The 23,654-nt window shown below is 67.9% G+C and carries 21 protein-coding genes and 1 tRNA gene; 4 read left to right on the top strand and 18 right to left on the bottom strand.

Annotated elements, in window-relative coordinates:
- Positions 1-464 precede the first annotated feature (464 nt).
- A complete protein-coding gene (locus tag FS885_RS03120) occupies positions 465-1,544 on the top strand; it encodes a M24 family metallopeptidase (RefSeq protein WP_144743547.1) in 1,080 nt (359 codons plus the stop codon).
- A gap of 38 nt (positions 1,545-1,582) precedes the next feature.
- Here FS885_RS03120 and FS885_RS03115 read toward each other — a convergent pair whose 3' ends face one another.
- Both FS885_RS03115 and FS885_RS03110 read right to left on the bottom strand, forming a co-directional pair.
- Positions 1,583-2,314, bottom strand: coding sequence for a sulfite exporter TauE/SafE family protein (locus FS885_RS03115; RefSeq protein WP_144743546.1), 732 nt, complete (start codon positions 2,312-2,314; stop codon positions 1,583-1,585).
- Positions 2,315-2,533: 219 nt separating this feature from the next.
- On the bottom strand, positions 2,534-3,748 hold the full coding sequence (locus FS885_RS03110; RefSeq protein WP_144743545.1) for an iron-containing alcohol dehydrogenase: 1,215 nt from the start codon (positions 3,746-3,748) through the stop codon (positions 2,534-2,536).
- Between the two features lie 337 nt (positions 3,749-4,085).
- On the opposite strand from FS885_RS03110, the gene FS885_RS03105 reads away from it, so the two are divergent.
- Entirely contained in the window at positions 4,086-5,165 is a 1,080-nt protein-coding gene (locus FS885_RS03105) for a SirB1 family protein (protein ID WP_144743544.1), read from the top strand.
- A complete protein-coding gene (locus FS885_RS03100) occupies positions 5,165-6,268 on the top strand; it encodes a hypothetical protein (RefSeq protein ID WP_144743543.1) in 1,104 nt (367 codons plus the stop codon). Before FS885_RS03105 ends, FS885_RS03100 begins: the two co-directional genes overlap by 1 nt.
- On the opposite strand, the gene FS885_RS03095 is transcribed toward FS885_RS03100, so the two are convergent.
- Entirely contained in the window at positions 6,265-6,855 is a 591-nt protein-coding gene (locus tag FS885_RS03095; protein ID WP_186365760.1) for a DUF3841 domain-containing protein, read from the bottom strand. The genes FS885_RS03100 and FS885_RS03095 overlap by 4 nt on opposite strands.
- Positions 6,852-7,433 (bottom strand): DUF3841 domain-containing protein, encoded by a 582-nt coding sequence (locus FS885_RS03090; protein WP_186365759.1) that lies wholly within the window; start codon positions 7,431-7,433, stop codon positions 6,852-6,854. The genes FS885_RS03095 and FS885_RS03090 overlap by 4 nt, the downstream gene beginning before the upstream one ends.
- A 462-nt stretch (positions 7,434-7,895) precedes the next feature.
- Between FS885_RS03090 and FS885_RS03085 the strand changes: the two genes are divergently transcribed.
- Complete coding sequence (locus FS885_RS03085; RefSeq protein WP_186365758.1) at positions 7,896-8,615, top strand: TetR/AcrR family transcriptional regulator; 720 nt, start codon at positions 7,896-7,898, stop codon at positions 8,613-8,615.
- 239 nt (positions 8,616-8,854) lie between these two features.
- On the opposite strand, the gene FS885_RS03080 is transcribed toward FS885_RS03085, so the two are convergent.
- The 14 genes from FS885_RS03080 to grdH form a co-directional block, all read right to left on the bottom strand.
- The gene (locus FS885_RS03080) at positions 8,855-9,943 is read right to left on the bottom strand and encodes a C45 family autoproteolytic acyltransferase/hydrolase (protein ID WP_144743539.1); all 1,089 of its coding nucleotides are present in this window, start codon (positions 9,941-9,943) and stop codon (positions 8,855-8,857) included.
- A 45-nt stretch (positions 9,944-9,988) separates the two neighbouring features.
- The gene (locus FS885_RS03075; RefSeq protein ID WP_144743538.1) at positions 9,989-11,581 is read right to left on the bottom strand and encodes a YfcC family protein; all 1,593 of its coding nucleotides are present in this window, start codon (positions 11,579-11,581) and stop codon (positions 9,989-9,991) included.
- A 227-nt stretch (positions 11,582-11,808) separates the two neighbouring features.
- Positions 11,809-12,048, bottom strand: a complete 240-nt coding sequence (locus tag FS885_RS03070) for a putative Se/S carrier protein (protein WP_186365757.1) — start codon at positions 12,046-12,048, stop codon at positions 11,809-11,811.
- A gap of 11 nt (positions 12,049-12,059) precedes the next feature.
- Positions 12,060-12,701: a sulfurtransferase-like selenium metabolism protein YedF gene (yedF, locus tag FS885_RS03065; RefSeq protein WP_144743537.1), complete on the bottom strand. Its 642-nt coding sequence runs from the start codon at positions 12,699-12,701 to the stop codon at positions 12,060-12,062.
- Between the two features lie 45 nt (positions 12,702-12,746).
- The gene (gene selB / locus FS885_RS03060) at positions 12,747-14,651 is read right to left on the bottom strand and encodes a selenocysteine-specific translation elongation factor (protein ID WP_144743536.1); all 1,905 of its coding nucleotides are present in this window, start codon (positions 14,649-14,651) and stop codon (positions 12,747-12,749) included.
- Positions 14,648-16,069, bottom strand: a complete 1,422-nt coding sequence (gene selA, locus FS885_RS03055) for an L-seryl-tRNA(Sec) selenium transferase (protein WP_144743535.1) — start codon at positions 16,067-16,069, stop codon at positions 14,648-14,650. The genes selB and selA overlap by 4 nt, the downstream gene beginning before the upstream one ends.
- A 90-nt stretch (positions 16,070-16,159) precedes the next feature.
- A tRNA-Sec gene (locus FS885_RS03050) sits at positions 16,160-16,254 on the bottom strand.
- A 242-nt stretch (positions 16,255-16,496) separates the two neighbouring features.
- A complete protein-coding gene (gene selD, locus FS885_RS03045) occupies positions 16,497-17,510 on the bottom strand; it encodes a selenide, water dikinase SelD (RefSeq protein WP_281281374.1) in 1,014 nt (337 codons plus the stop codon).
- Between the two features lie 138 nt (positions 17,511-17,648).
- Complete coding sequence (gene grdD / locus FS885_RS03040; RefSeq protein ID WP_144743533.1) at positions 17,649-18,800, bottom strand: glycine/sarcosine/betaine reductase complex component C subunit alpha; 1,152 nt, start codon at positions 18,798-18,800, stop codon at positions 17,649-17,651.
- A 9-nt stretch (positions 18,801-18,809) separates the two neighbouring features.
- Positions 18,810-20,351, bottom strand: a complete 1,542-nt coding sequence (gene grdC / locus FS885_RS03035) for a glycine/sarcosine/betaine reductase complex component C subunit beta (RefSeq protein ID WP_144743532.1) — start codon at positions 20,349-20,351, stop codon at positions 18,810-18,812.
- 110 nt (positions 20,352-20,461) lie between these two features.
- Positions 20,462-20,932 (bottom strand): glycine/sarcosine/betaine reductase complex selenoprotein A, encoded by a 471-nt coding sequence (gene grdA / locus FS885_RS03030; RefSeq protein ID WP_144743531.1) that lies wholly within the window; start codon positions 20,930-20,932, stop codon positions 20,462-20,464.
- Between the two features lie 93 nt (positions 20,933-21,025).
- Positions 21,026-21,343 (bottom strand): thioredoxin TrxA, encoded by a 318-nt coding sequence (trxA, locus tag FS885_RS03025; protein ID WP_144743530.1) that lies wholly within the window; start codon positions 21,341-21,343, stop codon positions 21,026-21,028.
- Positions 21,344-21,358: 15 nt separating this feature from the next.
- Positions 21,359-22,306 (bottom strand): thioredoxin-disulfide reductase, encoded by a 948-nt coding sequence (trxB, locus tag FS885_RS03020; protein ID WP_144743529.1) that lies wholly within the window; start codon positions 22,304-22,306, stop codon positions 21,359-21,361.
- Positions 22,307-22,327: 21 nt separating this feature from the next.
- Complete coding sequence (grdH, locus tag FS885_RS03015) at positions 22,328-23,647, bottom strand: betaine reductase selenoprotein B (protein ID WP_144743528.1); 1,320 nt, start codon at positions 23,645-23,647, stop codon at positions 22,328-22,330.
- Positions 23,648-23,654 lie beyond the last annotated feature (7 nt).

Below are 23,654 nucleotides of genomic sequence, written 5' to 3'. Positions count from 1 at the left end.
ATGCGCGCGGCCGCCCTCAAGCGCGGAACGGAAACATGGAGGCACCGCGCAGACCTCGCGCTGCAAGGCGGAAACGGCCCCGCCGGGGCCGGCGCCGCACGCTCGTTTCGGTATTCGGTGCGAAGAATCCGGGGAGGCCCCGAGAGCGGCTTTTTGATGTAATAAAACTGCAGGTCGCGGTTTCCCGTCTTTGCCGGCACGGCGCGCGCCCGCGAAACTCACACCGAATTCCGAAACGAACATCGAAAGCGGCCACTGCAGAGCCCGTTTACCGGAATCCGAATCGCGGTTCTCGCGCGAATACGCCGATGCGCCTCGATGGGACGGCGCGTGCGCCCCACGGCACGCCGTCATGTACCGCGCCGCGCCGGGCAAGATCCTGTCATGCCGGGCGAAACCCTGCTGCGCCGCATCAACCCTGCTACACTTGCCTTGTTCCAACGACACCCATCCCGGGAGGCATCATGGATATCGAACGCATCGCACGGGTACGCGCCAACCTCGAGGCTGCGGGCCTCACGCAGCTCCTCGTGGTCGACCCCCTCTCCATCTGGTGGCTCACCGGCTACCATACCGAGCCCTACGAGCGCCTGCTCGCCCTCTACATCGGCCGCGAGGGCACGCCGACGCTCTTCGTGAACCGCCTGTTCCCCGACGCCGCGGCAACGGGTGCCCAGGTGGTGTGCTACGCCGACACCGACGACCCGGTGCCGCTCGTCGCCGCCGCCCTCGACCCCGCGCGCCCGCTCGGCGTCGACAAGGAGCTCGCCGCCCGCTGGCTCGTGCCCCTCATGCAGGCGGGCGCGGCGAGCGGCTTCGTGCTCGCATCCGACGCCGTGGACGACGCGCGCGCCATCAAGGACGCCCGCGAGCGCGAGCTCATGCGCGCCGCCTCGGCCGTGAACGACGAGGCCATGGCCTGGCTCGCCGAGCAGGTGCGCCCTGGCGCGACCGAGCTCGAGATCGCGGAGGGGCTGCTCGGGACCTACCGGCGCCTGGGGGCCGACGACCACTCCTTCACCCCCATCGTGAGCTTCGGCGCGAACGCCGCCGACCCGCACCACGAGCCCGACGGGACCGTCCTTGCCCCCGGCAACATGGTTCTCTTCGACGTGGGCTGCAAGCGCTCCCGGTACTGCTCGGACATGACCCGCACGTTCTTCACCGCCGAGCCGACCGACCACCAGCGCGCCGTCTACGAGGCCGTGCTCGCCGCCAACGAGGCGGCCGAGGCCATCGTCCGCCCCGGCGTCACCTTCGCCGAGATCGACCTCACCGCGCGCCGCATCATCGAGGACGCCGGCTGGGGACCGCAGTTCAACCACCGGCTGGGCCACCAGATCGGCCTGCAGGACCACGAGCCCGGCGACGTCTCCGCCACACATGACGAGCCGGTGCAGCCGGGTATGTGCTTCTCCATCGAGCCGGGCATCTACCTGCCGGGCGACATGGGCGTGCGCATCGAGGACCTCGTCATCGTGACCGAGGACGGCTGCGAGGTGCTCAACCGCTACCCCAAGGGCATCCAGGTCATCGGCCGCTAGGCGCGACCCTTCCGCACGCCGGCGGTGCGCCCCGCCCGCTAGATGAGCCCGTTCGCGAGCTGGATCACGCCGCACGCGCCGATGAGCACGTAGGTGATCTTTCTCAGGAGCGCGTCGTCGATCTTGGACTGGATGGCGTTGGCCACCACGAGGCCGACCCCGATGCTCACGCTGCCGATCGCGATCGAGCCGAGCGCATGGGGCGGGAACGCCCCGGCGACCGCGCGGACCACCGTGGTGTAGACGGCGTTGATGGTGAAGAAGAGCTGCAAGGACCCGAGGCGCGCCTCGCGCGTCTCGAAGCGGTCGAGGAAATAGACCACGAGCAGCGGCCCGCCGATGCCGAAGAGCCCGTCGCAAAGCCCCGAGATGACGACGCAGAGCACGCCGGCGCCCCGGCTCATGTGCCGCTCGCCGAAGCGCTCGTGGAAGCACAGATAGTAGATGCTGAGCGCGATGAGGAAGAGGCCGAAGACGCGCTTGATGAGCACCTGGTCGGTCGCGACGCTCGTGAGGTACGCCGAGGAACCCGAGAGCGCCATGTAGCAGATGAGCGGGAGGGCGATCTTGCGCGGCTGGAGGCTCTCGCGGTACTGGACCGTCATCGCGACGCTGAGCACGAGGAACACCAGCCCCGACACCGCGGCCGAGCTGGGCACGGAGTAGAGCATGGGCAGCGCCATCATGAGGACGAGCCCCGCGCCGAAGCCCGTGACGCCCTGCAGCACGCCGCCGAGGAAGGCCGCGAGCGCGACCACCGCGAATTCCATCTCCACCCCCTTCGCTCAGCTCGCATGGTACCACGCCCGGCAGCATCCGGGCGCGCCGCCGCCGAGGGCTTCGGGCACCGGCCGACCCGCGACAGAGAAAGGGCCGGAACCCTGAGGCCCCGGTCTGCCCGTGGACAGAAAAAGGGCCGGAACCCTGAGGTCCCGGCCCTGGATGCCGGCGCACAGGGCGCCGGCAGGTCTCGCTCGCGATAGCGCGGCTTAGAAGTCCACGTCCACGTCGTTGTAGACGCACTCGAGGAGCTTCTCCATCTCCTCGGGCGTCGGCTGGCGCGGGTTGGAGCCGGTGCAGGCGTCGCCGATGGCGTCGACGGCGATGCGGCCCTTCTTCTCCTCGAACTCGGCGTAGTCGATGACGGACTCGTCGGCCTTGACGCCGCCCTTGCCGTAGTTCTTGATGCCCTGCGGGATGTCGATCTTGTCGTTCAGGTCGCGGATCATCTGAACGAGCGCGGCCACGAGCTCGTCCTCGGTCTCGCCGGCGAGGTGGAAGACCTCCTTGGCGATGTAGGCGTAGCGGCTCTTGGCGCGGGCGTCCTTGGCGTTGAACTGGATGACCTTGCCGAGGTACATGGCGTTGGCGCAGCCGTGGATGATGTGGTCGCCGGTGAAGGCGGCACCGGTCTTGTGCGCCATGGAGTGCACGATGCCGAGCAGACCCGAGGAGAAGGCGATGCCGGCGATGCACTGGGCGTCGTGCATGTGCTGGCGGGCCTCCTTGTCGCCCTGGTAGCTCTTGGGCAGCCACTCGACGATCTCACGCATGGCGTAGAGGGCGTTGGCGTCGGTGTAGGCGGAGCCGGCGGTGGAGACGTAGGCCTCGATGGAGTGGGTAAGCGCGTCCATGCCGGTGTGCGCGCAGAGCTTGGCGGGCATGGTGTAGGTGAGCTCGGGGTCGACGATGGCCACGTCGGGCGTGATCTCGAAGTCGGCGATCGGGAACTTGACGCCCTTGGAGTAGTCGGTGATGATCGAGAACGCGGTCACCTCGGTCGCGGTGCCGGAGGTCGAGGAGATGGCGCAGAAGTGGGCCTTGGTGCGGAGCTTCGGCAGGCCGAAGACCTTGCACATGTCCTCGAAGGTGGTCTCGGGGTACTCGTACTTGATCCACATGGCCTTGGCCGCGTCGATGGGCGAGCCGCCACCGAGGGCGATGATCCAGTCGGGCTGGAACTCGGCCATGACGGCAGCGCCGTTCATGACGGTCTCGACGGAGGGGTCGGACTCGACGCCCTCGATGAGCTTGACCTCGAAACCGGCCTCCTTGAGGTCGTTCTCGACGTCCTGCAGGAAGCCACCGCGGCGCATGGAGCCGCCGCCGGTGACGATGACGGCGCGCTCGCCCTTGAGGTTCTTCACCTCATGGCGGGCACCCTCACCGAAGTACAGGTCGCGGGGGTTGGTGAAACGTCCCATAGTTGCCTCCAAACACGGGCTCCATCGGAGCCCGAATACACACGGGGCCGCCCATCGGCCCCGTAAGGACCGCTCTTTCGCACCCGGGCGGGATGCCGGGTGCGTTTCGCCACCGCATATTCTACAACGCATGACGGACTCCTATGCATGAAACGGCATACTTTTCCCGTCCCGATAGGAAATCGGCCCGCGCGGGCGCCCGCGGGGCCAAACCGGACCCCAAGCGGGCCCGCACGGTTTATGTACCTGCCCCGATGTGCTATGCTGGTCCATTCAGCCAGGGGTACCGCGCCCACACGGCACCGATGCCGACCCCGTCCGCGAAAGGAGGCGCGCCGTGGCTTTCGATCCCATCCAAGAGGACTGCCTGCGCCTCATCCTCGAGGCGATGCGGCGCGAACGCGTCTACCCGCTCGAGGACGCGCTGTTCATCGAGACGTGCATGACCGCGTTCAACGACGACCCCGCCAAGCTCATCGTGACCGACCGCGACCGGGCTTTCCACCTGGTCGCCAAGGCCACCCAGACCATCGACTACCGCTTCCCCTTCATCACCGACGACGCCGTCGCCGAGCAGGAGGCGGCACAGGCCGAGGCGCAGCTGCGCGAGGCGTGCGAGCTCGATCCCGCCAACTGGGACGCGAAGCGCATGCTCGTGGCGCTCCGCTCCGAATCGAACGACGCCTACGTCGCCTACCTCCTCGAGCACCGCGACGAGGTCGCGGAGGACCTCGAGCGCACCATCGAGGCGGCGAGCGACGTCTACAGCCGCGAGTACGCGAGCGACCTAGCTCGGCGCCCCCTCATCCGCTGGCTCGCCGCCATCGCCTCGCGCGCCCTCATCTCGGGCCAGTACCGCGTCGCGCTCTCCGCGGCGGAGGACTGCTTGGCCTTTGCGCCTGATGACCCCGCCGACGTGCGCCGCACCGCGCTGCTCGCCCTCGCCAAGCTCGAGTGCACGGTCGATGACCTCGACCGCTTCCGCCGCAAGCACGCCAGCGCGCTGCGCCCCACGGTCACGCGCGGCAGGCGCCACCACCTCGCCGAGAAGGCGCCCGACGCCTGGGCGCTCCTCTCCGAGCTCGCCGTCAGGTACCGCTCCTTCGATTTCGCCGGCGCGACGCGGGTGCTCCAGACCATCCTGCAATCGTTCCCCAACGCCGCGGCGCCCCTCTACTACCAAGCGGAGTTCCCCGACGGGCTCTTCGCGCGCGTGAACGTCGCCCCCGGCAGCGAGGACGAGCTCATCCTCGCCATCAGCGAGGCGACGCCGCTTCTGCAGGAGGGCCTCGGCGCACCAGACAACGCCGGCCTGTCGATCTGGATCGCCGAGCACGAGGCCGTTCGCGCCGCGCTCGACGCCGCGGACGGCCGCAAGCGCACGGTCGGCCGACGCGGGACGGGAGGCGAGAACTGATGGAGCCCGCGCGCTACGTCGCCGCCTACCTCGAGCGCACCTATCTAGAGAACCACCCCGAGCTCACGCCCGCCGCGCGCGAGCTCGTCCACGACGAGATAGCCCAGCATCCCGAGAAGTACGCCGCGGACGCCCATGCCCAGGCGCTCGTCGCCTACGCGCGCTGCCACGAGCATCTTATGGCCGAGCTCGCGCGCATGGACGACCTGCCGGACGATGAGTTCGAGCGCAAGCGCGGCGAGCTCTTCGACCGGACGCGCCTCGAGCTCTACAAGATCGCCGAGACGGACCGGCTCTGCATCGACGCCCGCCTGGTGGGGATCCTGCTCGCCGACATCCCGCTCGACGCCTGCATCGGCGAGCTCATGAAGCTCGAGCAGGCGGCACGCGAGTACCTCGCGGGCGGCGTGCCCGGGTTCTCGATCGAGGCCCCGGGCTTCTGGGAGGACCGCGCGGTCGCCTCGTGGCTCGAGCTCGCGGGCGCGGCGCTTTGCATCGACGACGCCGGCGAGCGCGCCGCGGCCGCCCGGGAGCGCATGACCGTGCAGGAGCCCGCCCTCATCGGCTGGCTCCACACCCTCGAGGCCATCTCGCAGCTCTGCCTCGCGAGCGCGCGCTACCGCGCCGCCGCCGAGTACGCGCAGCGGGTGCGACGCGCCGCGGGCTATCCCAACCGCGCCGAGGGGACGGTGTTCCTGGCGCTCGCGCGCCTCGAGGACGAGGAGGGCTTCTTCGCCTTCGCCCACCGGCTCGAGGCCGAGGCGGGCGACCGGGCGAGCGGGCTGCTCGACGACTCGCCCTGGTTTCTGCTCGCGCGGACGCTTCTGCTCTACAAGCTCGGCAGGCGCAGGCCCGCGCGCCGTGCGCTGCGCGACTTCGCCTCCCGCTGCGAAGGCGGCGCGTTCTTCCTGCTCAACCCCACCTACCTGACGCCCTACCTGCCGGTGCGGCCCGCACCGCGCCGCGCATGGGAGCTCTCGCACCAGGCGGTCTGGGAGGCCGACGGCATCATCGCCGACACGCCCGATTTCGCCGCCTGGGCGGAATCGGTCGAGGGCATCTACGACGAGTCCGAGCGCTTCGCCGAGCGCAACGGCTTCTAGCCCGTCGCCCCGCCCACGGGGATGACCTCGCGCACCCACGCGCGCCTGAGCTCCCACACGCCCGCCTGCAGGTAGCACGCCGGACAGCCCTCCGCGGACGAGAACAAGCGCTCCCAGCTCTTTTGCACCCGCTGCCTCTGCAGCGGGTAGAACGGGGTCTCGAAGAGCCTGCGCGCATCATCGACGCCCGCGCGCTCGAGCTCCTCCTGGAAGCGGCGGCCGTCCGCCTCGTCGGCGGGCACGTACGAGAGGTTCAGGATCGCGTTCCACACGCGCGAGTCGAAGAGGATCGCCGCGGCGCGCGGCACCTCGAGCCTCAGCACGTAGCTTCCCGGCGCGGCGTAGAGGTTCTTGCGGTCCGCATAGAGCCAGATGGCGGATTCGGCGCCCTCGGGCACCTCCACCAGGCGCGCGCCCTCGCGCCGGAAGAAGCGGTACGCCTCGGCGAACGCCCAGGCGCTCTCGCCGTACTTCCGCTCGACATAGGCCATCTTGACCCGCGACACCCCGTCGCGCTCGAGCGCATCGATGACGACGCGGTCCTGTGCCGCCCAGAGCTCGATCGTCTCGCCGTCTCCCGCCGTCATGGCCGCTCCCCCACCGTGTAGCCGCGTACCCATTCGCGCCTGAGCTCCCAGCACAGGCCGAGGTTGTCCTCCATCGACGCCGCCGGGGTGAAGACGCGCTCCCAGCTGCGCGTGATCTTGCCCTTGAGGGCCGGGTGGTAGTTCCCCAGGGGCCCCGCCACCACGAGCGACTCATTCGCCACGCCCAGGCGCGCGAGCTCCTCGTTGTGCGCGGTCTCGTCGGCGGGATCTGCCGGCACGTACCAGTTGTTCACGCGGTATCCCCAACGCGCCCCGTCGATGACGGCGATCCTGTCGCGCGGGATCTCGAGCTCGAACATCACCGCGCCCTCGGTCTCGCCGAGCTTCTGCGACTCGGTGAGCGCGATCCAGATCGGCAGGGTCGCACACGCCGGGATGTCCGCGCCCCGCGCGCGGCAACCGGCGATCAGCCAGTGGTAGAGGCCGAGGTAGTGGTCGGCGATGTCGCCGTACTTCTCGCGCACGAACTCCTCGCGCGCCCGGTAGACGCCTTCGCGCTCGAGGACATCGAGCACCGCGAGGCCCTGCCGTGTCCACGCGTGCACCGTATCGCCCATCGCAGCTCCTCCCGCCGGGCGGCGTCGCGCCCCTTCTCCTCCGGTTGACCTTCGCCGCGCCGAAGCGCCCGCAAGCGCGCTCGCGGCAGGCGGCCGCCGCTCGCAGGCGGCCATCTCTAGGATACCGCCGCCGTCCACGGTGGCAGCGGCCAATCGCCGAGCGTAGGGGGCGTTCCGGCTACTGTCCCAGGACCGTTGGGGGCCCACGCGCGCACCGGCTGCTGCGGGGCCGCGTGGGCGGGCGGCACGCGTTCCCTGCGCATCTCAACATGCCGCCCCCGTGGCCTATGCGACCGTTTCCGGATTAATTCCGACCGAACGGACATGTCCGAACGGTTAAAGATTTACACTAACCGTGATAGCTATTCAATAAACGTGTTCAGCGATGTAAGGTGACCTATCTTCTTTTGGGCGCCGGCACGCGCAATGCATGGCCGGGCGGCAGCTGCGGAAGGATGGTGTATGGGCAGAAGAGAGTACTCCGACGAGGAGCGCGCGCAGATGGTCGATATCTTCCTGCGCGCCACGCGCAAGATCATCGACTCCGAGGGAATCAACAACGTCTCGATACGCAAGGTCGCGACCGCGGCGGGCTACCATAGCTCGACGCTCTACCTCTACTTCCGCAACCTCGACGAGCTCGTCACCTTCGCCTGCATGGGCTACCTCGTGGGCTACTGCCGCAAGATGGCCGATGCCGCCCCGCAGATGAAGACCCCCCGCGACGTCTACTACAAGACCTGGGAGATCTTCTGCAACTGCGCCTTCGAGAGCCCCCAGGTGTTCCAGCAGCTGTTCTTCGGCGAGCATGACTTGGCCCTGGGCGAGATGGTCAAGCGCTACTACAAGGTCTACCCCCACCAGCTCGACAGCATGGATGTGGCCGTGACCGAGATGCTCACCGCCGGCGAGCTCGACGACCGCAACATCCACATCCTGCGCCCGCTCGCCGCCGAGCTCGGCTACGACGAGGAGGAGACGCTCATGGTCAACACCATGACGACGTGCTTCTTCAAGCGCCTGCTCGCCGAGCGCTGCCGTGCGGTCGAGACCGGCGAGGGACCGAGCGCGACCGACCTCACCGCCGAGATGATCGAGGGCATCAACTTCCTCTTCAGAAACGCCACCGCCACGAGCGAGATGCGCCGCGCGATGCGCGAGCGCGACCGTGCCGCCGAGTAGACGCACCCCCACCGCGCAAGCCTCACAGCAAGCCGCGCCCCATGCGGCAACAGCGCCATGCCGCCTTACCGGCCCGGCCGCGCCGCGCCTGCCAGCCGCCGCGCTCCCCTCACGCCGCCGTTCCCACCCTCATGCCGGCGCGCAATGCCCCAGCCATCAAAATAGCGCCCCACCTGCCATCGCAGGCGGGGCGCCAGCTCACGCTACGAGCGCAAGACCGCTAATCGAGAGGAAAGAGCTTAGCGGTAGTTGTCGAACTCGTAGGTCATGTACGGATGCTCGCAGGCGTTGCCGAACGTGATGTGCATCTTGCCGGCCTCGAGCTCGTACACCTGGGCCGCGAACGTCTTGCGGTACGGACGGTCGGCGCAGGGGTGCACGCAAATCCCGTTGGGGAAGCGGTCGTGGCACTTGAAGAACTCCTTGGCCACCTCGGCGTCGATCTCGCCGTAGTGGGCCTTGAGCTGCTCCTCCATGAGCTCGCAGCGATCGAACGTGGTGGCGGAGACGGTCTCCTCCGGCTCGGGGTCGCTGAAGCGGTTGTGGTTGGTGTGGGCCATGGTGGGCAGGCCGCGCTGCACGTAGACGGCGTTGGGGAAGCACTCGACCTGGGCCACGTCACCGGACTTGTCGCCGATGCCGAACTCGTTGGGGATGTCGTGCGGGATCGTCTGCAGGTACTCGACGGCCTCGGCGGTCGAGGAGCACTCGAGCAGGTGACGGATGATCACGCAGGTGGGCACGCCGCCCTCCTCGTTGAGCTTGCCGTTGTCGATGTAGGTCCACAGCACCGCCACGCCGTCGTTGTTCATGCCCATGTAGGCCGGCACGCCGGGGTGGGTGTAGATGAGCTGCTCCTTGCCCGTCTCGGGGTCGACATGATGGACCACGACGTCGAGCTGGTAGATCCACTCGATGAGGTCCTCGTCGTTGGTCTGGCCGATGACGGTCTGGCCGCCCTTGGTGGCCTCGCCGGTGGCGAGGAACGAGGTGCACTTGCCGTCGACGTGCTTGTCGGCGACGGTGTCCACGGCGAACGACTTCTCGTAGGCGGTGGTCATGGCGAGCACCTGGGCGAACGAGAGGTCGGAGCCGTCGGCCATGCCGCGGACCTCGTCGAGGACCTCAGGAGCCCACTTCTCGAGGATCGGCACGTAGCGGCGCTCGGCGATGGCCTCCCAGTCGGCGTAGTCATAGCCCTGGTTCTTGTAGAAGGTGACCTGGTTGTTGTAGTTCGCCTTCATCTGCTCGTTCATGGCCTCGCCGGCCTGCTTGCCGCGCTCGTAGGCGTTGCCCTCGACGCGATACAGACGCTTGTACATTTCCATGTCCGCTCCTTAGCGAAAACGTTGGTTACCTGACGTGCGCGAACGCTAGCCCGCGATGCCGATGTAGGGCGCGAGCATGAGCACGGCCAGGCCCGCGATGGTGACGGGGATGAACATCTTGGTCGCCACCGCGAGATAGGTGGGATACGGGATGCCCGTGAGCTCGAGCACGCCCATCTTGGACGCCTCGGGGAACAGGCCGGAAGCCGACAGGTTCAGGCCCATGGTGAAGGCGGAGATGAGGACCATCTGGCCAGCCTCGGGCGAGACGGCGGTGCCGGCGAAGAGCGCCATGGCGACGGCGCCGAGGATGGACATCGTCATGCCGGCGACGGCGGAGGTGGACTGGATGGCGAAGCCGATGCCGAAATACGCGGCGAAGGCGGCCAGGGCGAAGGCCCACATGGGCACGCTGGAGAGCGCGTTCTGGATCCAGTACACGAAGGTGACGGACATGCCGTACTCGCTGGTGCCGATGATGGCGGAGATGCCACGGCAGATCGAGATGACGATGACGAGGGACACGAGGTCGGCCGCGCCCTTGACGAACTCCTCCACGAACACATCCTGCGGGATGCGGTTGATGACCACGATCAGGATGGTGGCAAGCAGGAACACCACGCCGTACTCGTTGAAGTACCAGTCACCGAACCACGTGAAGCTACCGGCACCAAGCAGGTCGCTCAGGAACGGCACGTTGGTGGCGAGGAACGTGGTCCAGCCGTTGATGACGTCGTACATGGTGCCGTCGCCCACGGGGATCGAGGCCCAGGGCATGTAGCCCATGATGAGGAAGACGACCACGAGGCCGAAGATGAGAAGCGACGCGGCATGGCGGCCGTTCATCTCGGGGAACGAGCCCTCCTCGTCGCTGCCGGCCATGTCGGTGAGGTTGTTGATGCCCTCGATGTTGGCGATGACGGAGGCCCGCGGGTTGGCCTTGACCTTCGCGGCGTAGCGCATGACGAGGAAGGTCGCCAGCAGGTACATGACGGCGAACAGCAGGATGCGCATCACGATGCCCGTGCCGAGCGAGAGCTCGGGGTTGCCGATGGCGGCAACGGCGGCGCCGATGGAGTAGGGGTTCACGATGGAGCCCATGTTGCCGACGGTGGCGCCGATGAAGATGATGAGGAAGCCCGTCATGGCGTCATAGCCCGCGGTCACGCACAGCGGGATGATGACGAACGCGTAGGCGGGCAGCTCCTCCCAGGCGCCGTAGACGGCACCCGTGATCGCGAAGAAGAACATGAGCGCCGCGATGAGCGCGTTGCCCTTCAGATGCTTGAGCAGGGCGCCCACGCCCGCATTCATGGCTCCCGTGTAGCTGAGCAGCGCCAGCAGGCCACCGGAGATGAGGATGGCCATGCTCACGGCCGCACCGTCGGAGAAGCCCTGGATGGGAGCGTAGAGCACGTCCCACAGGCCCTTGGGGTCGGGGCCGGCGTTCTCGATGACGTTGCCGTCCGCGTCAAGTGCCGCGTTGAAGATGATCTCCTGCGTGCCGTCCTCGGCGGTCACCGCGACCGACGTGGGAACGAACCACGTCACGATGGCGACGGCGACAAGCACCATGAACAGCAGCACGATGGCACTCGGCATCTTGAAATGCTTTTTCTCCTTTACTTCTTCTGCCACAATTGCCTCCTTTACCTGATCGGTACCTTCTTTCTCCGAACGCGTCGGAGTTAATTAATCACGTTCATTTTATACTCCATAAATGCTTCACGGACAAATATCGCGCAAGCGGTAGCGGATACCCGGCAAACGGCAGGGGCCGGAAGCGTTCCTCCCGGCCCCTGCTCAAGGCTGCTATCGATGGGGTTTTCGCAGGTACCGCAAAATGCCGGCACCCCGGTGCGGCATCACAGGTCGATGGTGTAGGTCCCCTGCCAGAAGATCCCGGCGCCCTCGAGCGAGGCGAGGATGGCCTCGCGGTCCTCGGGCGCGGCCTTCCACGCGAGCCCGCACCCCGCCGTGATCTCGCGCGGGACGGGGATGAGCCTGCCCGGCAGGCCCTCGGCCCGACAGTGCTTCTCGACCTGCATGGCGTCGACCGCCGACGCGAACGAGATGACGAGCGCCGGCGCCTTGGCGCGCAACATCGCCGGCCCCTTTACGGCTTCACGATGCGGCGGGCGCGCCCGAGCTTCTCGACGATGACGTACATGTTGGTCACGTCGCCCACCTCGAGCGTCTCGGCGATCCCGTAGTAGTTGAGGCAGGTTCCGCAGGTGAGGATCTCGACGCACTGCTCCGCGAGGGCGCGCAGGTCCTCGAGCGACTCCGACCCCGTGCAGGTGAGGTGCGCTCCGCCGTTGTAGAACAGGATGGTCTCAGGTAAGGCGTCCTGCTGGCCGAGCGCGTAGATGAAGCTCTTCATGAGGGCGCCGCCGAGCTCGTCTGAGCCCGACCCCATCGTCGCGGACGAGACCGCCACCACGTACCCGGGCACGATGCCGCTCTCGGGCTCGGGGGCGTCAACCGGGCAGCTGACCGCATCCTCCTCGCCGGCGGGGACAGACACGTCCTCGCCCACCGTGAGCGTCACGGTGAAGCGGTCCTCGGCATCCTGCGCCGAGGTCGCGGCGCAGCCCTTCTCGCTCGCCATCTTGAGCAGGTTCTGGACGGCCACCTCGTTGTCGACGGTCGTGACCACCACGTCGCCCGTCGCGCGGTCGCGCAGGGCCTTCAGGGTCTTCACCACCGGGATGGGGCAGGCATCGCCCACGGCATCGACTTCGATACGATCGCTCATACGGATTCCTCCTTAACCGTTCCCCCGGCGATATGCCCGGGCGCCTCACCGCTCGCGGGGTGCGAGCAGGATCCTCTTGTCGCCGACCATCTTCGAGATTCCCTTCGCGTCGAACGCGTCGAGGAGCTGCTGGGCGTACTTGCGCGAGATACCTGCGCGGGTCCTGAAGTCGGCGAGCGCGACGGCGTCGGCGTCATCGAACATCTCGAGGAAGAGCGCGAGCGCGCGGTCGTACGCCTCGCGCGAGACACATGACTGCGCGGTGAGAAACACCACCTCGCCCGTCTCGCGCAGGTGCGAGACAACCTGCTTGAACGCCTTGGCGTTGCCCGGGGCGGCCTCGGAGACTTCCTCGATCGTGGGCGCCTCGAACCCCCGGCCCTCAACGAAGGCGCAGATCTCGCGCTTCAGGCGCTCGTGCTCGGCGGTGAGCTTGGGCGCGAAGCCGGGCGTGTGCACGCGGTCGCCCGCCATCTCGAGCGCACCGCGCTCGACGATCGCTCCGAGCAGGCCCTCGGCGACGGCCGGGTCCGAGGCGCAGAGCTGCTGGCGAACGTCCGCCGCGCGCGGGCCCGCCTCGAGCGGGTGCTCCGCCTGATAGGCCTCGGCGGCCGCGACCGCGCGGGACTCGAGCTCGCCGAGCGCCTCGGTCGTGAACGGGATCCCGGCGATGCGCACGAGCGCGCCCGCGTCCACGAGGGCGGCGAGCGCGGCGTCGAGCTCGCCCGGAGCGACCACGGCATCGAGCGCGAGGCGCGCCGGGTCGCAGGGCGCGGTGCCCGCGTCGCTCACGAGCTGGGCCACGCGCTCCTCGGGCGCGCCGTCGAGGCGGCGCAGGCGCTCCTGCACCTGCGCGTCGTGTCGGCGCAGCCGCGTCGCATGGCAGTCGAGCACGCGCCCTCCGCCGATCGTCACGAGCGGCGAGAGGAAGCGCACGATGAAGCGGTCGAGGTTGCGCAGGGCGAGCGGCTTCTCGAACGAGAGCTGCGCGAGCGCGCTCTCATCGGGGAGCAGCTCGTCGCAATCGAGTAGGCGAACGCGGGCGACCGTCTCCTGCGTGCCGGCGTAGACGTGGACCCGCGAGGAGTTGCGCACACTGAACGGCGCGCTCGCGGTCAGGGTGAGCACCGCACTCGCCATCTCGGTGAGCGCGAGCGTGCCGGGCGCAGCCAGGGTGCAGCCGAGGGCCACCTGCTTCTGCTCGATGCCCGCCAGGTTCGCCGCGACGCGCATGCCCGCCTCGGACGACTTCTCCGAGACGCCATGGTTCTGCAGCTCGCGGACGCGCGCGCTCGTGCGCTCCGGGTACACCTCGACGGTCTCTCCCACCTGGACCGTGCCCTCGGTGCAGGTACCGGTCACGACCGTGCCGAACCCCTTGATGGTGAACGAACGGTCGACCGGCATGCGGAACGGCAGGTCGAGCCGCTTGGGCGCGGCATGCTCGACGAGCCCCACGATAAGCTCCTTGAGCTCGTCGATGCCCTCCCCCGTGACCGAGGATACCGCGATGGCGGGAGCATCCTCGAGGAACGTCCCCGCGACGCGGTCGCGCGTGTCGGCCTCGACCATCTCGAGCCAGTCGGCGTCGACGAGGTCGGCCTTGGTGAAGACGATGATGCCGTCGCGCACGCCCAGAAGCGACAAGATGTCGAGGTGCTCCTGGGACTGCGGCATGAAGCCCTCGTCCGCCGCCACGACGAAGAGGACCACGTCGATACCGGAGGCTCCGGTGAGCATGTTCTTGATCAGGCGCTCGTGGCCGGGCACGTCGATGATGCTCGCCGTGCGCCCGCCGGGGAGCTCGAGGCGCGCGAAGCCGATCTGGATCGTGATGCCGCGGCGGCGCTCCTCCTCGAGCCGGTCGGTGTTGGTGCCCGTGAGCGCCCGTGTGAGCTCGGTCTTGCCGTGGTCGACATGGCCCGCGGTGCCGATGATCACGTGCTTCATCGCGCCTCCCCCGCCCCGGCCGCGGCCGCGCCGCGCGCGATCTCGCCGACCGTGTCGGCGATGCGCTGGATGTCGCCCGCCATGAGCGTGCGCACGGAGAAGAGCACGCGGCCCTCCGAGACGCGCGCGACGATCGCGTGGGCCGCGCACCTGAGCGCGCGCTCCAGCTCCTCCGCGGTATGGCCCGCAAGCTCGAGCGCGACGGCGCGCCCCTCGAGCTCCACGCCAGGCAGCGAGCCGCCGCCCACCTCGTCGACGACCGGCACGACCTCGAGCCTCGCCCCGGCGATACCGCCGAGTGCCCCGGCGAGCTCGCCGGCGCGGGCCTCGAGCGTCTCCACGTCCTCAGCGATCATGCGCAGCGCCGGCACCTGCTCGCGCGCGCACGCGGGGTCGAGCTGCCAGATGAGCGCCTGCTCGAGTGCCGCGAGCGAGAGCTTGTCGATGCGCAGCATGCGGGTCACCTGGTTGCGCTTCATGCGCTGGATGGCGTCCTGCGAGCCCACGATGACGCCGGCCTGCGCCGACCCCAGCAGCTTGTCGCCGGAGAACGTGACCACGTCCGCGCCGTCGGCGATCGCGCGGCGCACCACCTCGACGTCGGTGAGGCCGAGCACCTCCCCGGGGAACATGAGCGCCGACCCCACGTCGTAGAGCACGCGGGCGCCGGCGGGGTGCGCGATGCGCGCGAGCTCGGCGATGCCCACGGCCTCGGTGAACCCGCGCATGACGAAGTTGCTCGTGTGGACCTTGAGCAGTGCCTGCGCGCCGGCCTCGACCGCGCGCTCGTAGTCGTAGGCGTGCGTCTTGTTGGTGGTGCCCACCTCGACGAGCTCGGCCCCGCTCGCCGCCATGATCTCGGGAACGCGGAACGACCCGCCGATCTCCACGAGCTCACCGCGCGACACCGCGACCTGCTCGCCCGCGGCGAGCGTGTTGAGCATGAGGAACACCGCCGCGGCGTTGTTGTTGACCACCATGGCGGCCTCGGCGCCCGTGAGCTCGCAGAGCAGGTGCTCCACATGCACGTAGCGGCTGCCGCGCTTGCCGCGGGCGAGGTTGTACTCCAGGTTGCTGTAGCCCGCGGCGACCTGCGCCACGTGGCGCGCCATGCGCTCGCCGAACGGCGCGCGCCCCAGGTTGGTGTGCAGCACCACGCCCGTCGCGTTGATGACCGGGCGCAGGCTGAAGGCTCCCGACGCCTCGAGCCCGGCGAGCACGCGCGCCGCGATGTCCTCCTGGGCGGGAACCTCGTCGAGCGCGCCCGCGAGCACCTGCCTGCGGATGCCCTCGAGCTCTTGGCCGATCAGATGTTTCACCTCGGGATATGAGAAGCGCTCACATGCCTGGGAGATCTCCGGGAGCGCCAGCAGCGCATCCATCTTGGGGATCCGACGCAATACCTGACCCACGTCCATACGGTCTCCCATCCGCTCGCACGGTCCATGCAAGGAGCCGGAATCCGCCTCCGGCAGCGCTATCTATGAGCCGGCCGTCCAGGCGGCGGTTGGCGGGAGCATGTGGGAATCGAACCCACCCGAGCAGGTTTCTACTCACACCGGTTTTGAAGACCGGGAGGCACACCAGTTACCTAAATGCTCCCCTGTCGCCTGCGCTCGCGGCTTCGGTTAAACGATAATCGCGATGGGCGATGGTGTCAACGGTCCTTGCCCCAAGCGGCGACGCTGCCTCGCGCAAGCACGGGGCCAACGCGCGGACAGACCCGTTGGACTCGCCGGCTTCACCGGGACAACGTACCTACTACTTGATTTTTTGTTTTCCGAATCCTGCGCAAACGCGAATCGGGCCATCGATAGTCGGTACCCTATCGCCAAACCTCGCGCATCACGCGCGCACGTGGACGTGATACCCCTCGTACGTCGAGAGCGACCCCACGAGCGCGGCGGGCACCCCGGCATCGCGCAGGCGCGCGAGCAGCGTCTCGGCGTCTGCGGGCGGCAGCGCGAAGAGCAGGCCGCCCGAGGTCTGCGGGTCGAAGAGCACGTCCTCCATGCCGTTTTCCACGTCCTCATCGAAGATGACGCCCGCGCCGAAATGGTCGGCGTTGCGGTAGGCGCCGGCGGGGATGACGCCCATGCGCGCCATCTCGAGCGCCTCGGGCAGAAGGCGGAACGCGCCCGCGCTCACCGTCGCGGTAAGCCCGCTCCCCTCCGCCATCTCGCAGAGGTGGCCGGCAAGGCCGAACCCCGTCACGTCGGTGCAGGCGTGGACGGCAAGGCCGCGCGCGCACTCGGCGGCGTAGCGGTTGAGCGTGCGCATGCTCTCGACCGCCCGCTCGACCGTCTCCCCTGCGACGAGCTCGCCCTTGAGCGCCGTCATGATAAGGCCCGTGCCCAGCTCCTTGGTGAGCACCAAGGCATCGCCCGGACGGGCGGAGCAGTTCTTGAGGATGCGGTCCGGGTGCGCCATGCCCGTGACGCACATGCCGTACTTGGGCTCGTCATCCGTGAGGGTGTGCCCGCCCGCGACGGTCACGCCGGCCTCGCGCGCCTTGTCGGCACCGCCGGCGATGATCTGGCCCGCGACCTCGACGCCGAGGCAGTTGGGGAAGCACAGGATGTTCATCGCGAGCACCGGCGTGCCGCCCATGGCGTACACGTCGGAGAGCGCGTTCGCGGCCGCGATCTGCCCGAAGACGAAGGGGTCGTCCACCATCGGCGGGAAGAAGTCGACGGTCTCGATGAGCGCCACGTCATCGCTCACGCGGTAGACGCAGGCGTCATCCGAGGTGTCGAGCCCCACGAGCACGTTGGGGTCGTTCATGGTTGGGATCTCGCGCAGAACCTGAGCGAGGGCGCCGGGCGCCATCTTGGCGGCTCAACCGGCGGCTTTCGTCATCGACGTGAGCTTGATCTTCTTGGCGGTCACGGCCCCTCCTCTCGCGGTCCGGCAAACGCCCGCGGGGCGGCAGGTGCAGCCCGGCGCCCCGCTGGCCCTGCCGGGGGCACAGCGCCCCCGGCAGTCGCTCATTGCATACTAGCCGATATACCCGGCCTGGGTAAGGAGCTCCACGGCCTTATCGTGGTTGGCCTCGCTCATCATGACGAGCGGGCCGGTGCAGCCCATGCCCGACTCGGCGTAGATGCCGGCGCGCCAGAGCACCTGCACGGCATCCTCGAGGTCCATGACCTCGATGCCGGGGATGCTCGCCGTGACCGGCTCCGCCGGCGGGGCAGATACGGCCTCCTCCTCGGCGGGCCTCTTCTCGGAGGCGCGGCGCTCGGCGAGGATGGCCTCGAGGCCCGCGGCGTCGGCGCGCGCGTACTCCTCCTCGGCGATCTTGAAGACGCCGCCGCGCACGAGCTCGCCCGCGAACTCGAGGGCGTGCTCCACCACGGGCGCACCCGAGGCGCGCGACACGATGAGCACGAGCCTGTCGTAGCCCCGGCCGATGCCCGGGCCGTAGCCGAAGCCCGTGGCCTCGAAGCTGCCGCCCGTCGTGAAGGCCGAGATCATCTTCGTGAGCACGTTGCCCGTGAGGGAGTCGGTCACGAGAATGTCCGGCGTGCCGCGCAGCACGTCGTTGCCGCGCATGACGGCGCCGCCGTCGGCGCGGGAGGACTCGGCGAACGTGATGGGGTAGCCGCCCTCGGCGAGCTTCTTGAGCGCGATCTCGCACTGGCGGGCGCCGTCGACGTTCAGGATGCCCACGGTGGGGTGCTCGTTGCCGAGCGCACGGGCCACGATGATGCCCGCGATGGCGTTGAGCACCATGCCCTCGATGCGGTCGCCCGACGAGGTTCCCGTGGTGTTGGCGATGAGCATCTCCTTGCCCGTCGCCGGGGTCACCACGCGGCCCACGGTGCTCACGCCGATGGGGAACGGGTAGTGCATGGTCACGGCGCCGTCGACCTCGCCGGAGGCGAGCAGCTCATCCATCTTGGCATGGCCGGCCTCGTCGTCGGCGACCGGCACGCAGGTCACCGCGTCATCGGCGAGCGAGCCGATGTAGTGCACGTCGATGCCCTGCTTGGCCGCGGCGCGGGCCGCCGCCATGGCGTTCTCCTCGCCGTGCTCGCTGCCCATGCCGGTGAGCGCGATGCGGGGACGGGCACCGTAGCGCCCGCTCTCCAGACCCTCCGCCATCTCCAGGAACGCGGAGGCGATGGTCTTCTCTAAGCTTCCCATACGACGCTCCTACTCAGCCTGCTCGATCAGGGTCGCGGCGAACTCGCGCATGGCCTTGGCGATCATGGATTTGACCTCGGTCTCGGAGACGCCGGCGGCCTCGTCGGCGGCACCCTCGTTGCGCTTGATGAGCACGGACACGCCGTCGAAGAGGTTGGTCATGCGGCCCAGGAACAGCGACCCCTTGCCGATGATCATCACGCGCTCCATGTCGCCCGCGAGCATCGCGTCGCGCGCGTAGCCGATCGAGGGCACGCCCGAGGGGATGTGTCCCTGCGTGGGCGCCCAGCCCACGAAACCGTGCTGGCTCACGAAGTCGTTCAGCTGGGTGCGCTCGAGCTCACCGCGCTTCACGCCGAGGGCGCCGATCATCTTGTAGTTGGACGCGGGCACGTCGCCGGCGCCGGCGAACTTGGTGATGTCGGGGTTCTGCAGCTCGGGCGAGAAGTAGTCCACGTCGGTGACCTTGAGGCCGGCGCGCTCGAGCGGGTCGTAGACGAGCGAGCCGATGACCACCTGCGGGGCGGAGCCGGTGCCCACGGTGTGGCGGCCGAGCACCGAGAGGTCGATCTCGGGGTTCACGCCGTCGTTCACGGTGACGAGCACGGCGAGGCCGGCGACCACGTCCTCGAGGATGGGCAGGCCCTTCTTGACGTGGTCCTTGCCGTTCATGCCGAGCTTGGCGGTACAACCGCCGGCCGTCACGGCGACGGTCTTGTAGGCGCCGGAGGCGACGAGCGCGGCCGCCTCGACGAGCGCATGGGTCGGCGCGGCGCAGAAGCCGCGGACGTCGGAGCCGGTCGCGGCGGTGAGGCCGGCGATCTCGGCCGCGGCCTTGGCGAAGTTGCCGCCGCCGCGCTGGTTCATGTCGCCGCAGGCCTCCTCGGAGCAATCGATGACGTACTCGATCTCGTCCTTGGCGACGCCCGTGTTGTGGACGAGCGAGAGCAGGGAGAGGACCGAGGACGCCTTCTCGACGATGTTCTCGAGCATAATCTCGGCGGAGAGGTTCACGTCGATGTCGTGCGCGGGCTTGACGCAGCCCACGACCGCGCCCTCGAAGCAGATGCGCTCGGCATGGTCGTCGGCGATGAGCGCCTCGATCTCGGAGGCGTCGACGCCCTCGACGATGCGGGCCATGATGCTCTCGTCGATCACGGGGTTGGCGGCGAGCGCGTCCTTGTGGGCCGCGACGAAGCCGCGCTCGAGCTTGACGAGGTCGAAGACGTCGCACGCCTGCATGAGCAGGATGAACTCGTCCTCGGGCATCATCTGGCCGTAGGCGCCGTAGCGCGAGGTCTCGTCGCAGGACTTGTCGTACCAGGGCTGCTCCACCTCGGCGAGCTCAAGCGGGGTCTTGTTGCCGATGTAGACCTGGTTGGGCCAGTACGCGAGCGCCTCGTCGAAGCTGCGCAGATGGCTCGGCAGCTCCTTCAGGTACTCGCTCTCCGGATTCACGATCCGCTCGGTCATCTGGGTCGTGCCGTTCTCGATCACCATATCGGGAGTATGGGCGAGCACGTACCCGACCCCCTTGATAACGCTGTTCACGTTTCCACTCCTAGCTCGATGTCTGGCGAAGAGCAGTCGCTCAATCCGGGAAGGGGCGGCGGCCCCAGCCACCGCCCCCCGAAGCACGTCAAGCGCCCGGTACTACTCTTCTAGAACTTGCAATACTGGTCGCGAATGGTGGTCATCTCGCCGATGATGTCATCGACGTCGAGGACCATCTCCATCATGCTTACCTGCTCGTCGTAGACGGCTTCATCGAACTCCGCCTTGACCTCAGGCTCGACAACGTGATAAACCGCGAGTCCCAACTGGACTCCAGTCAACGGACCGGCATAGGTCGGGTCACCGTTGGTGACCGTCTCAGCAGCGAGGCCGGCAGCCTCACCGTCAGCGGCGCCAAGGAGAACGACGACGTTCTCGGGGCCATACTGCTCGGTGAACTCCTTAACACGCTTCTGATTCTCCAGGTCCATTGCACCTGCAGCGGTTCAAACGAAGCACTCTGTCGAAGAGAAAATCACTTCGGCACCCGCGCTAGCGGCACAGGCCGAGATGGCCTCGCCGGGGATGCCGTCGCGGTCGCCGATGACGACGCACTTTTTCCCAGCTAAGATGCTCATGTTCTCTCCACTCCCTTCCATATCTCGTAGTTACAGCCTACGTGGCCGCGTGTCCGCCGGGCCGAAGACGGCCCGGCGGGCGTCCCGGTGCACCTAGACGTACTTCTGAATCATCGCCTCGACGTTCTCGGGCGTGGCGTCATCCTTGACGCACTCGTCGACCTTCTCGCCGTCCTTGTAGATGGCGATCACCGGCAGGCCCAGGATCTTCTGGGCGATGGCCAGGCGACGAGCCTTGGTGGTGTTGAGCTCGCAGAACTTGATGCTCTCGCCGTACTTCTCGGCGAAGGCCTCGATGTGCGGGTGGAGCGCGGCGCAGGGCACGCAGCCGTCACCGAAGTAGTCGACGAGCACGTAGCCGTCGGCCTTCAGCACCTCGTCCTCGAACGTGTTCTTATCAACCTCGAGCATATCCGTTCCTCCTTTTTACTCGGACAGGTTGGAGATGTAGTGCTCGGCCTGCATGGCGGCGATGGCGCCGTCGGCGACGGCGGTCACCACCTGGCGCAGGCTCTTCTGGCGCATGTCGCCAGCGGCGTAGACACCCTCGATATTGGTATGCATGTCGGCATCGGTGAGCGCGTAGCCGCGCTCGTCCGTGTCGATGATACCCTCGATGAGCGAGGTCGAGGGCAGAAGCCCGATGAAGCCGAAGAGGCCGAACATGCCGTCCTCGGGGTCGGCCTCGATGGTGGTGAGCTCGCCGGTCTTGGTGTTCTTGACGACCATCTTGGAGAGGATGCCGTCACCGTCGACCTCGTCCACCACGGTGTCCCACATGAAGTGGATCTTGGGGTTGGCGAAGGCCTTCTCCTGGATGGACTTGGCGGCGCGCAGCTCGTCGCGACGATGGATGATCGTCACCTTGCGCGCGAACTTGGTGAGATACATCGCCTCCTCGACGGCGGCGTCGCCACCGCCCACGACGTAGACCTCGAAGTCCTCGAAGAACGCCGCGTCGCAGGTCGCGCAGAACGAGATGCCGCGTCCGGTGAACTCGGCCTCGTTCTTGCACCCGATCTTGCGCGGGTGGGCGCCGAGCGCCAGGATGACGCTTTTCGCCTCGTACTCCCCACCGTAGCCGATGAGCTTCTTGACCGGGCCCTCGAGCTCGAGCCCGGTGATGGTGTCGCTCACGCGCTCGCAGCCGAACTTCTCGGCCTGCGCGGTCATGCGCGCGATGAGCGAGGGGCCGGATTCGCCCTCGAGCATCTGCCCGGGGTAGTTCTCGATCTCATCGGTGATGGCAATCTGGCCACCGTCCTGGGCCTTCTCGATGATGAGCGTCTTGAGCCTGCTGCGGCCGGCATAGAGACCGGCGGCGAGCCCCGCGGGGCCGGCGCCCAAGATGATAACGTCGTACACCTCTGCCATGGACGAGCGTACCTCCCTGCTTTAGTACTTGACCTTGAAGACCGTCTGCTCGGTCACCGGCGTGGCGAGCGCGTCGAGCGCGACGCCAACGCGATGATAGCGCAGCTTCCACTGCTCCTCGGGCGACGTGTTGGGGTCTCCCAGAGGATAGGGGATCGAGATGGTGGGCACGATCCTGTTCGCGCCGACCGTCGTGGAAACCGGGACCAGGTTGCACATGTGCACCACGGGGAACCCGGCCTTCTCGAACTCCTTGACCATCGTTGCACCGCAACGAGTGCAGGTGCCTCAAGTGCTGCCGACGATAACGCCGTTCACACCGTCCTCCTTGAGGTACGGGATCATCTCGATGGCCATGCGCGAGGCCTCGGCCTCGGTGGTACCGGTACCCACGGTGGAGTAGAAGTACGGATGCAGGCGGCCGATCTTGCCCTCACGCTCGTAGGCGCGCATGGCGTCGACCGGGACGATCACGTTGGGGTCGGCGTTGGCCGCCGCCGGGTCGAAGCCGGCGTGGATCGTCTTGAACTTGCCCGCATCGAGGCGGTCCATATCGGAGATGTCGTAACGGCCCCAGCGCGTCGCGGACGCGGACTGGATACGGTCGGGGTTCGCGATGGGCACGATACCGCCGGTGGTCACGAGCGCGATGACGGAGCTGCCGAGGTCCTTGATGGCGTCGGCGACCGGCACGGTCTCCTTCTTGGGGATCACGAGCTCGGTCTGGTACTCCTCGCCGCGGATCTTCTTGAGCAGCATCTGCACGCCGCGGTAGGCGGCCGTGTTCTCGCGCTTGTCCTCGAGGTAGATCTCGTGGCGGATGCCGCGCGCGAAGTAGCCCTCGGCGTCGGCGCCGAGCGTCTGCTCGCCAGCGAGCACCTTGTTGACGTAGCCGATCATCTTGGGCACGTCCTTGCGCATCTTCGCGGCGCCGTCGCCGCCCTTGAAGATCACGACGTCGCCCTTGAACATCTCGACGCCGGGGTTCTCCTCGTTCATCGAGGTGACCGCGGGGACGCCGAGCTTCTCCTGGACGGCCTTGCAGATCGTGCCGCAGGCCACGCCGTAGCGGCCGGCGCGGAACGCCGGGCCGGCGACGAAGAAGTCGAACTCCTTGCCCTCGAGCATCTCCATGATGCGCGAGACGGCCTCCTCGGTGTTGGAGCCCATGAAGTTGTCGCCGCACACGATCGTGTGGGTGACCTCGGCGTCCTTGAGGGCGCCGTTGATGGCCATGGTCGGGCCCACGACACCTTCGACGATGTAGGGCTCGATATCGGCCTTATCCTCGCCACCGACACCACCGAAGAACTGGTTGAGGTAGCAGATTACCTTCTTCACCTATGCG

It is taken from the genome of Enorma burkinafasonensis, assembly GCF_902150035.1.
Taxonomy (GTDB): Bacteria; Actinomycetota; Coriobacteriia; order Coriobacteriales; family Coriobacteriaceae; genus Enorma; species Enorma burkinafasonensis.
Note: the sequence above shows the minus strand (reverse complement) of the source record. Positions and strands in the feature narration are given on the sequence as shown.

What these genes read in the sequence shown, in the direction of transcription:
- FS885_RS03120 (WP_144743547.1), top strand. Translation starts at nt 465, where the DNA reads ATGGATATCGAACGCATCGCACGGGTACGCGCCAACCTCGAGGCTGCG.
- FS885_RS03115 (WP_144743546.1), bottom strand. Translation starts at nt 2,314, where the DNA reads ATGGAATTCGCGGTGGTCGCGCTCGCGGCCTTCCTCGGCGGCGTGCTG.
- FS885_RS03110 (WP_144743545.1), bottom strand. Translation starts at nt 3,748, where the DNA reads ATGGGACGTTTCACCAACCCCCGCGACCTGTACTTCGGTGAGGGTGCC.
- FS885_RS03100 (WP_144743543.1), top strand. Translation starts at nt 5,165, where the DNA reads ATGGAGCCCGCGCGCTACGTCGCCGCCTACCTCGAGCGCACCTATCTA.
- FS885_RS03095 (WP_186365760.1), bottom strand. Translation starts at nt 6,855, where the DNA reads ATGACGGCGGGAGACGGCGAGACGATCGAGCTCTGGGCGGCACAGGAC.
- FS885_RS03090 (WP_186365759.1), bottom strand. Translation starts at nt 7,433, where the DNA reads ATGGGCGATACGGTGCACGCGTGGACACGGCAGGGCCTCGCGGTGCTC.
- FS885_RS03085 (WP_186365758.1), top strand. Translation starts at nt 7,896, where the DNA reads ATGGGCAGAAGAGAGTACTCCGACGAGGAGCGCGCGCAGATGGTCGAT.
- FS885_RS03080 (WP_144743539.1), bottom strand. Translation starts at nt 9,943, where the DNA reads ATGGAAATGTACAAGCGTCTGTATCGCGTCGAGGGCAACGCCTACGAG.
- FS885_RS03070 (WP_186365757.1), bottom strand. Translation starts at nt 12,048, where the DNA reads ATGTTGCGCGCCAAGGCGCCGGCGCTCGTCATCTCGTTCGCGTCGGCG.
- yedF (WP_144743537.1), bottom strand. Translation starts at nt 12,701, where the DNA reads ATGAGCGATCGTATCGAAGTCGATGCCGTGGGCGATGCCTGCCCCATC.
- selB (WP_144743536.1), bottom strand. Translation starts at nt 14,651, where the DNA reads ATGAAGCACGTGATCATCGGCACCGCGGGCCATGTCGACCACGGCAAG.
- selA (WP_144743535.1), bottom strand. Translation starts at nt 16,069, where the DNA reads ATGGACGTGGGTCAGGTATTGCGTCGGATCCCCAAGATGGATGCGCTG.
- grdD (WP_144743533.1), bottom strand. Translation starts at nt 18,800, where the DNA reads ATGGGAAGCTTAGAGAAGACCATCGCCTCCGCGTTCCTGGAGATGGCG.
- trxA (WP_144743530.1), bottom strand. Translation starts at nt 21,343, where the DNA reads ATGCTCGAGGTTGATAAGAACACGTTCGAGGACGAGGTGCTGAAGGCC.
- trxB (WP_144743529.1), bottom strand. Translation starts at nt 22,306, where the DNA reads ATGGCAGAGGTGTACGACGTTATCATCTTGGGCGCCGGCCCCGCGGGG.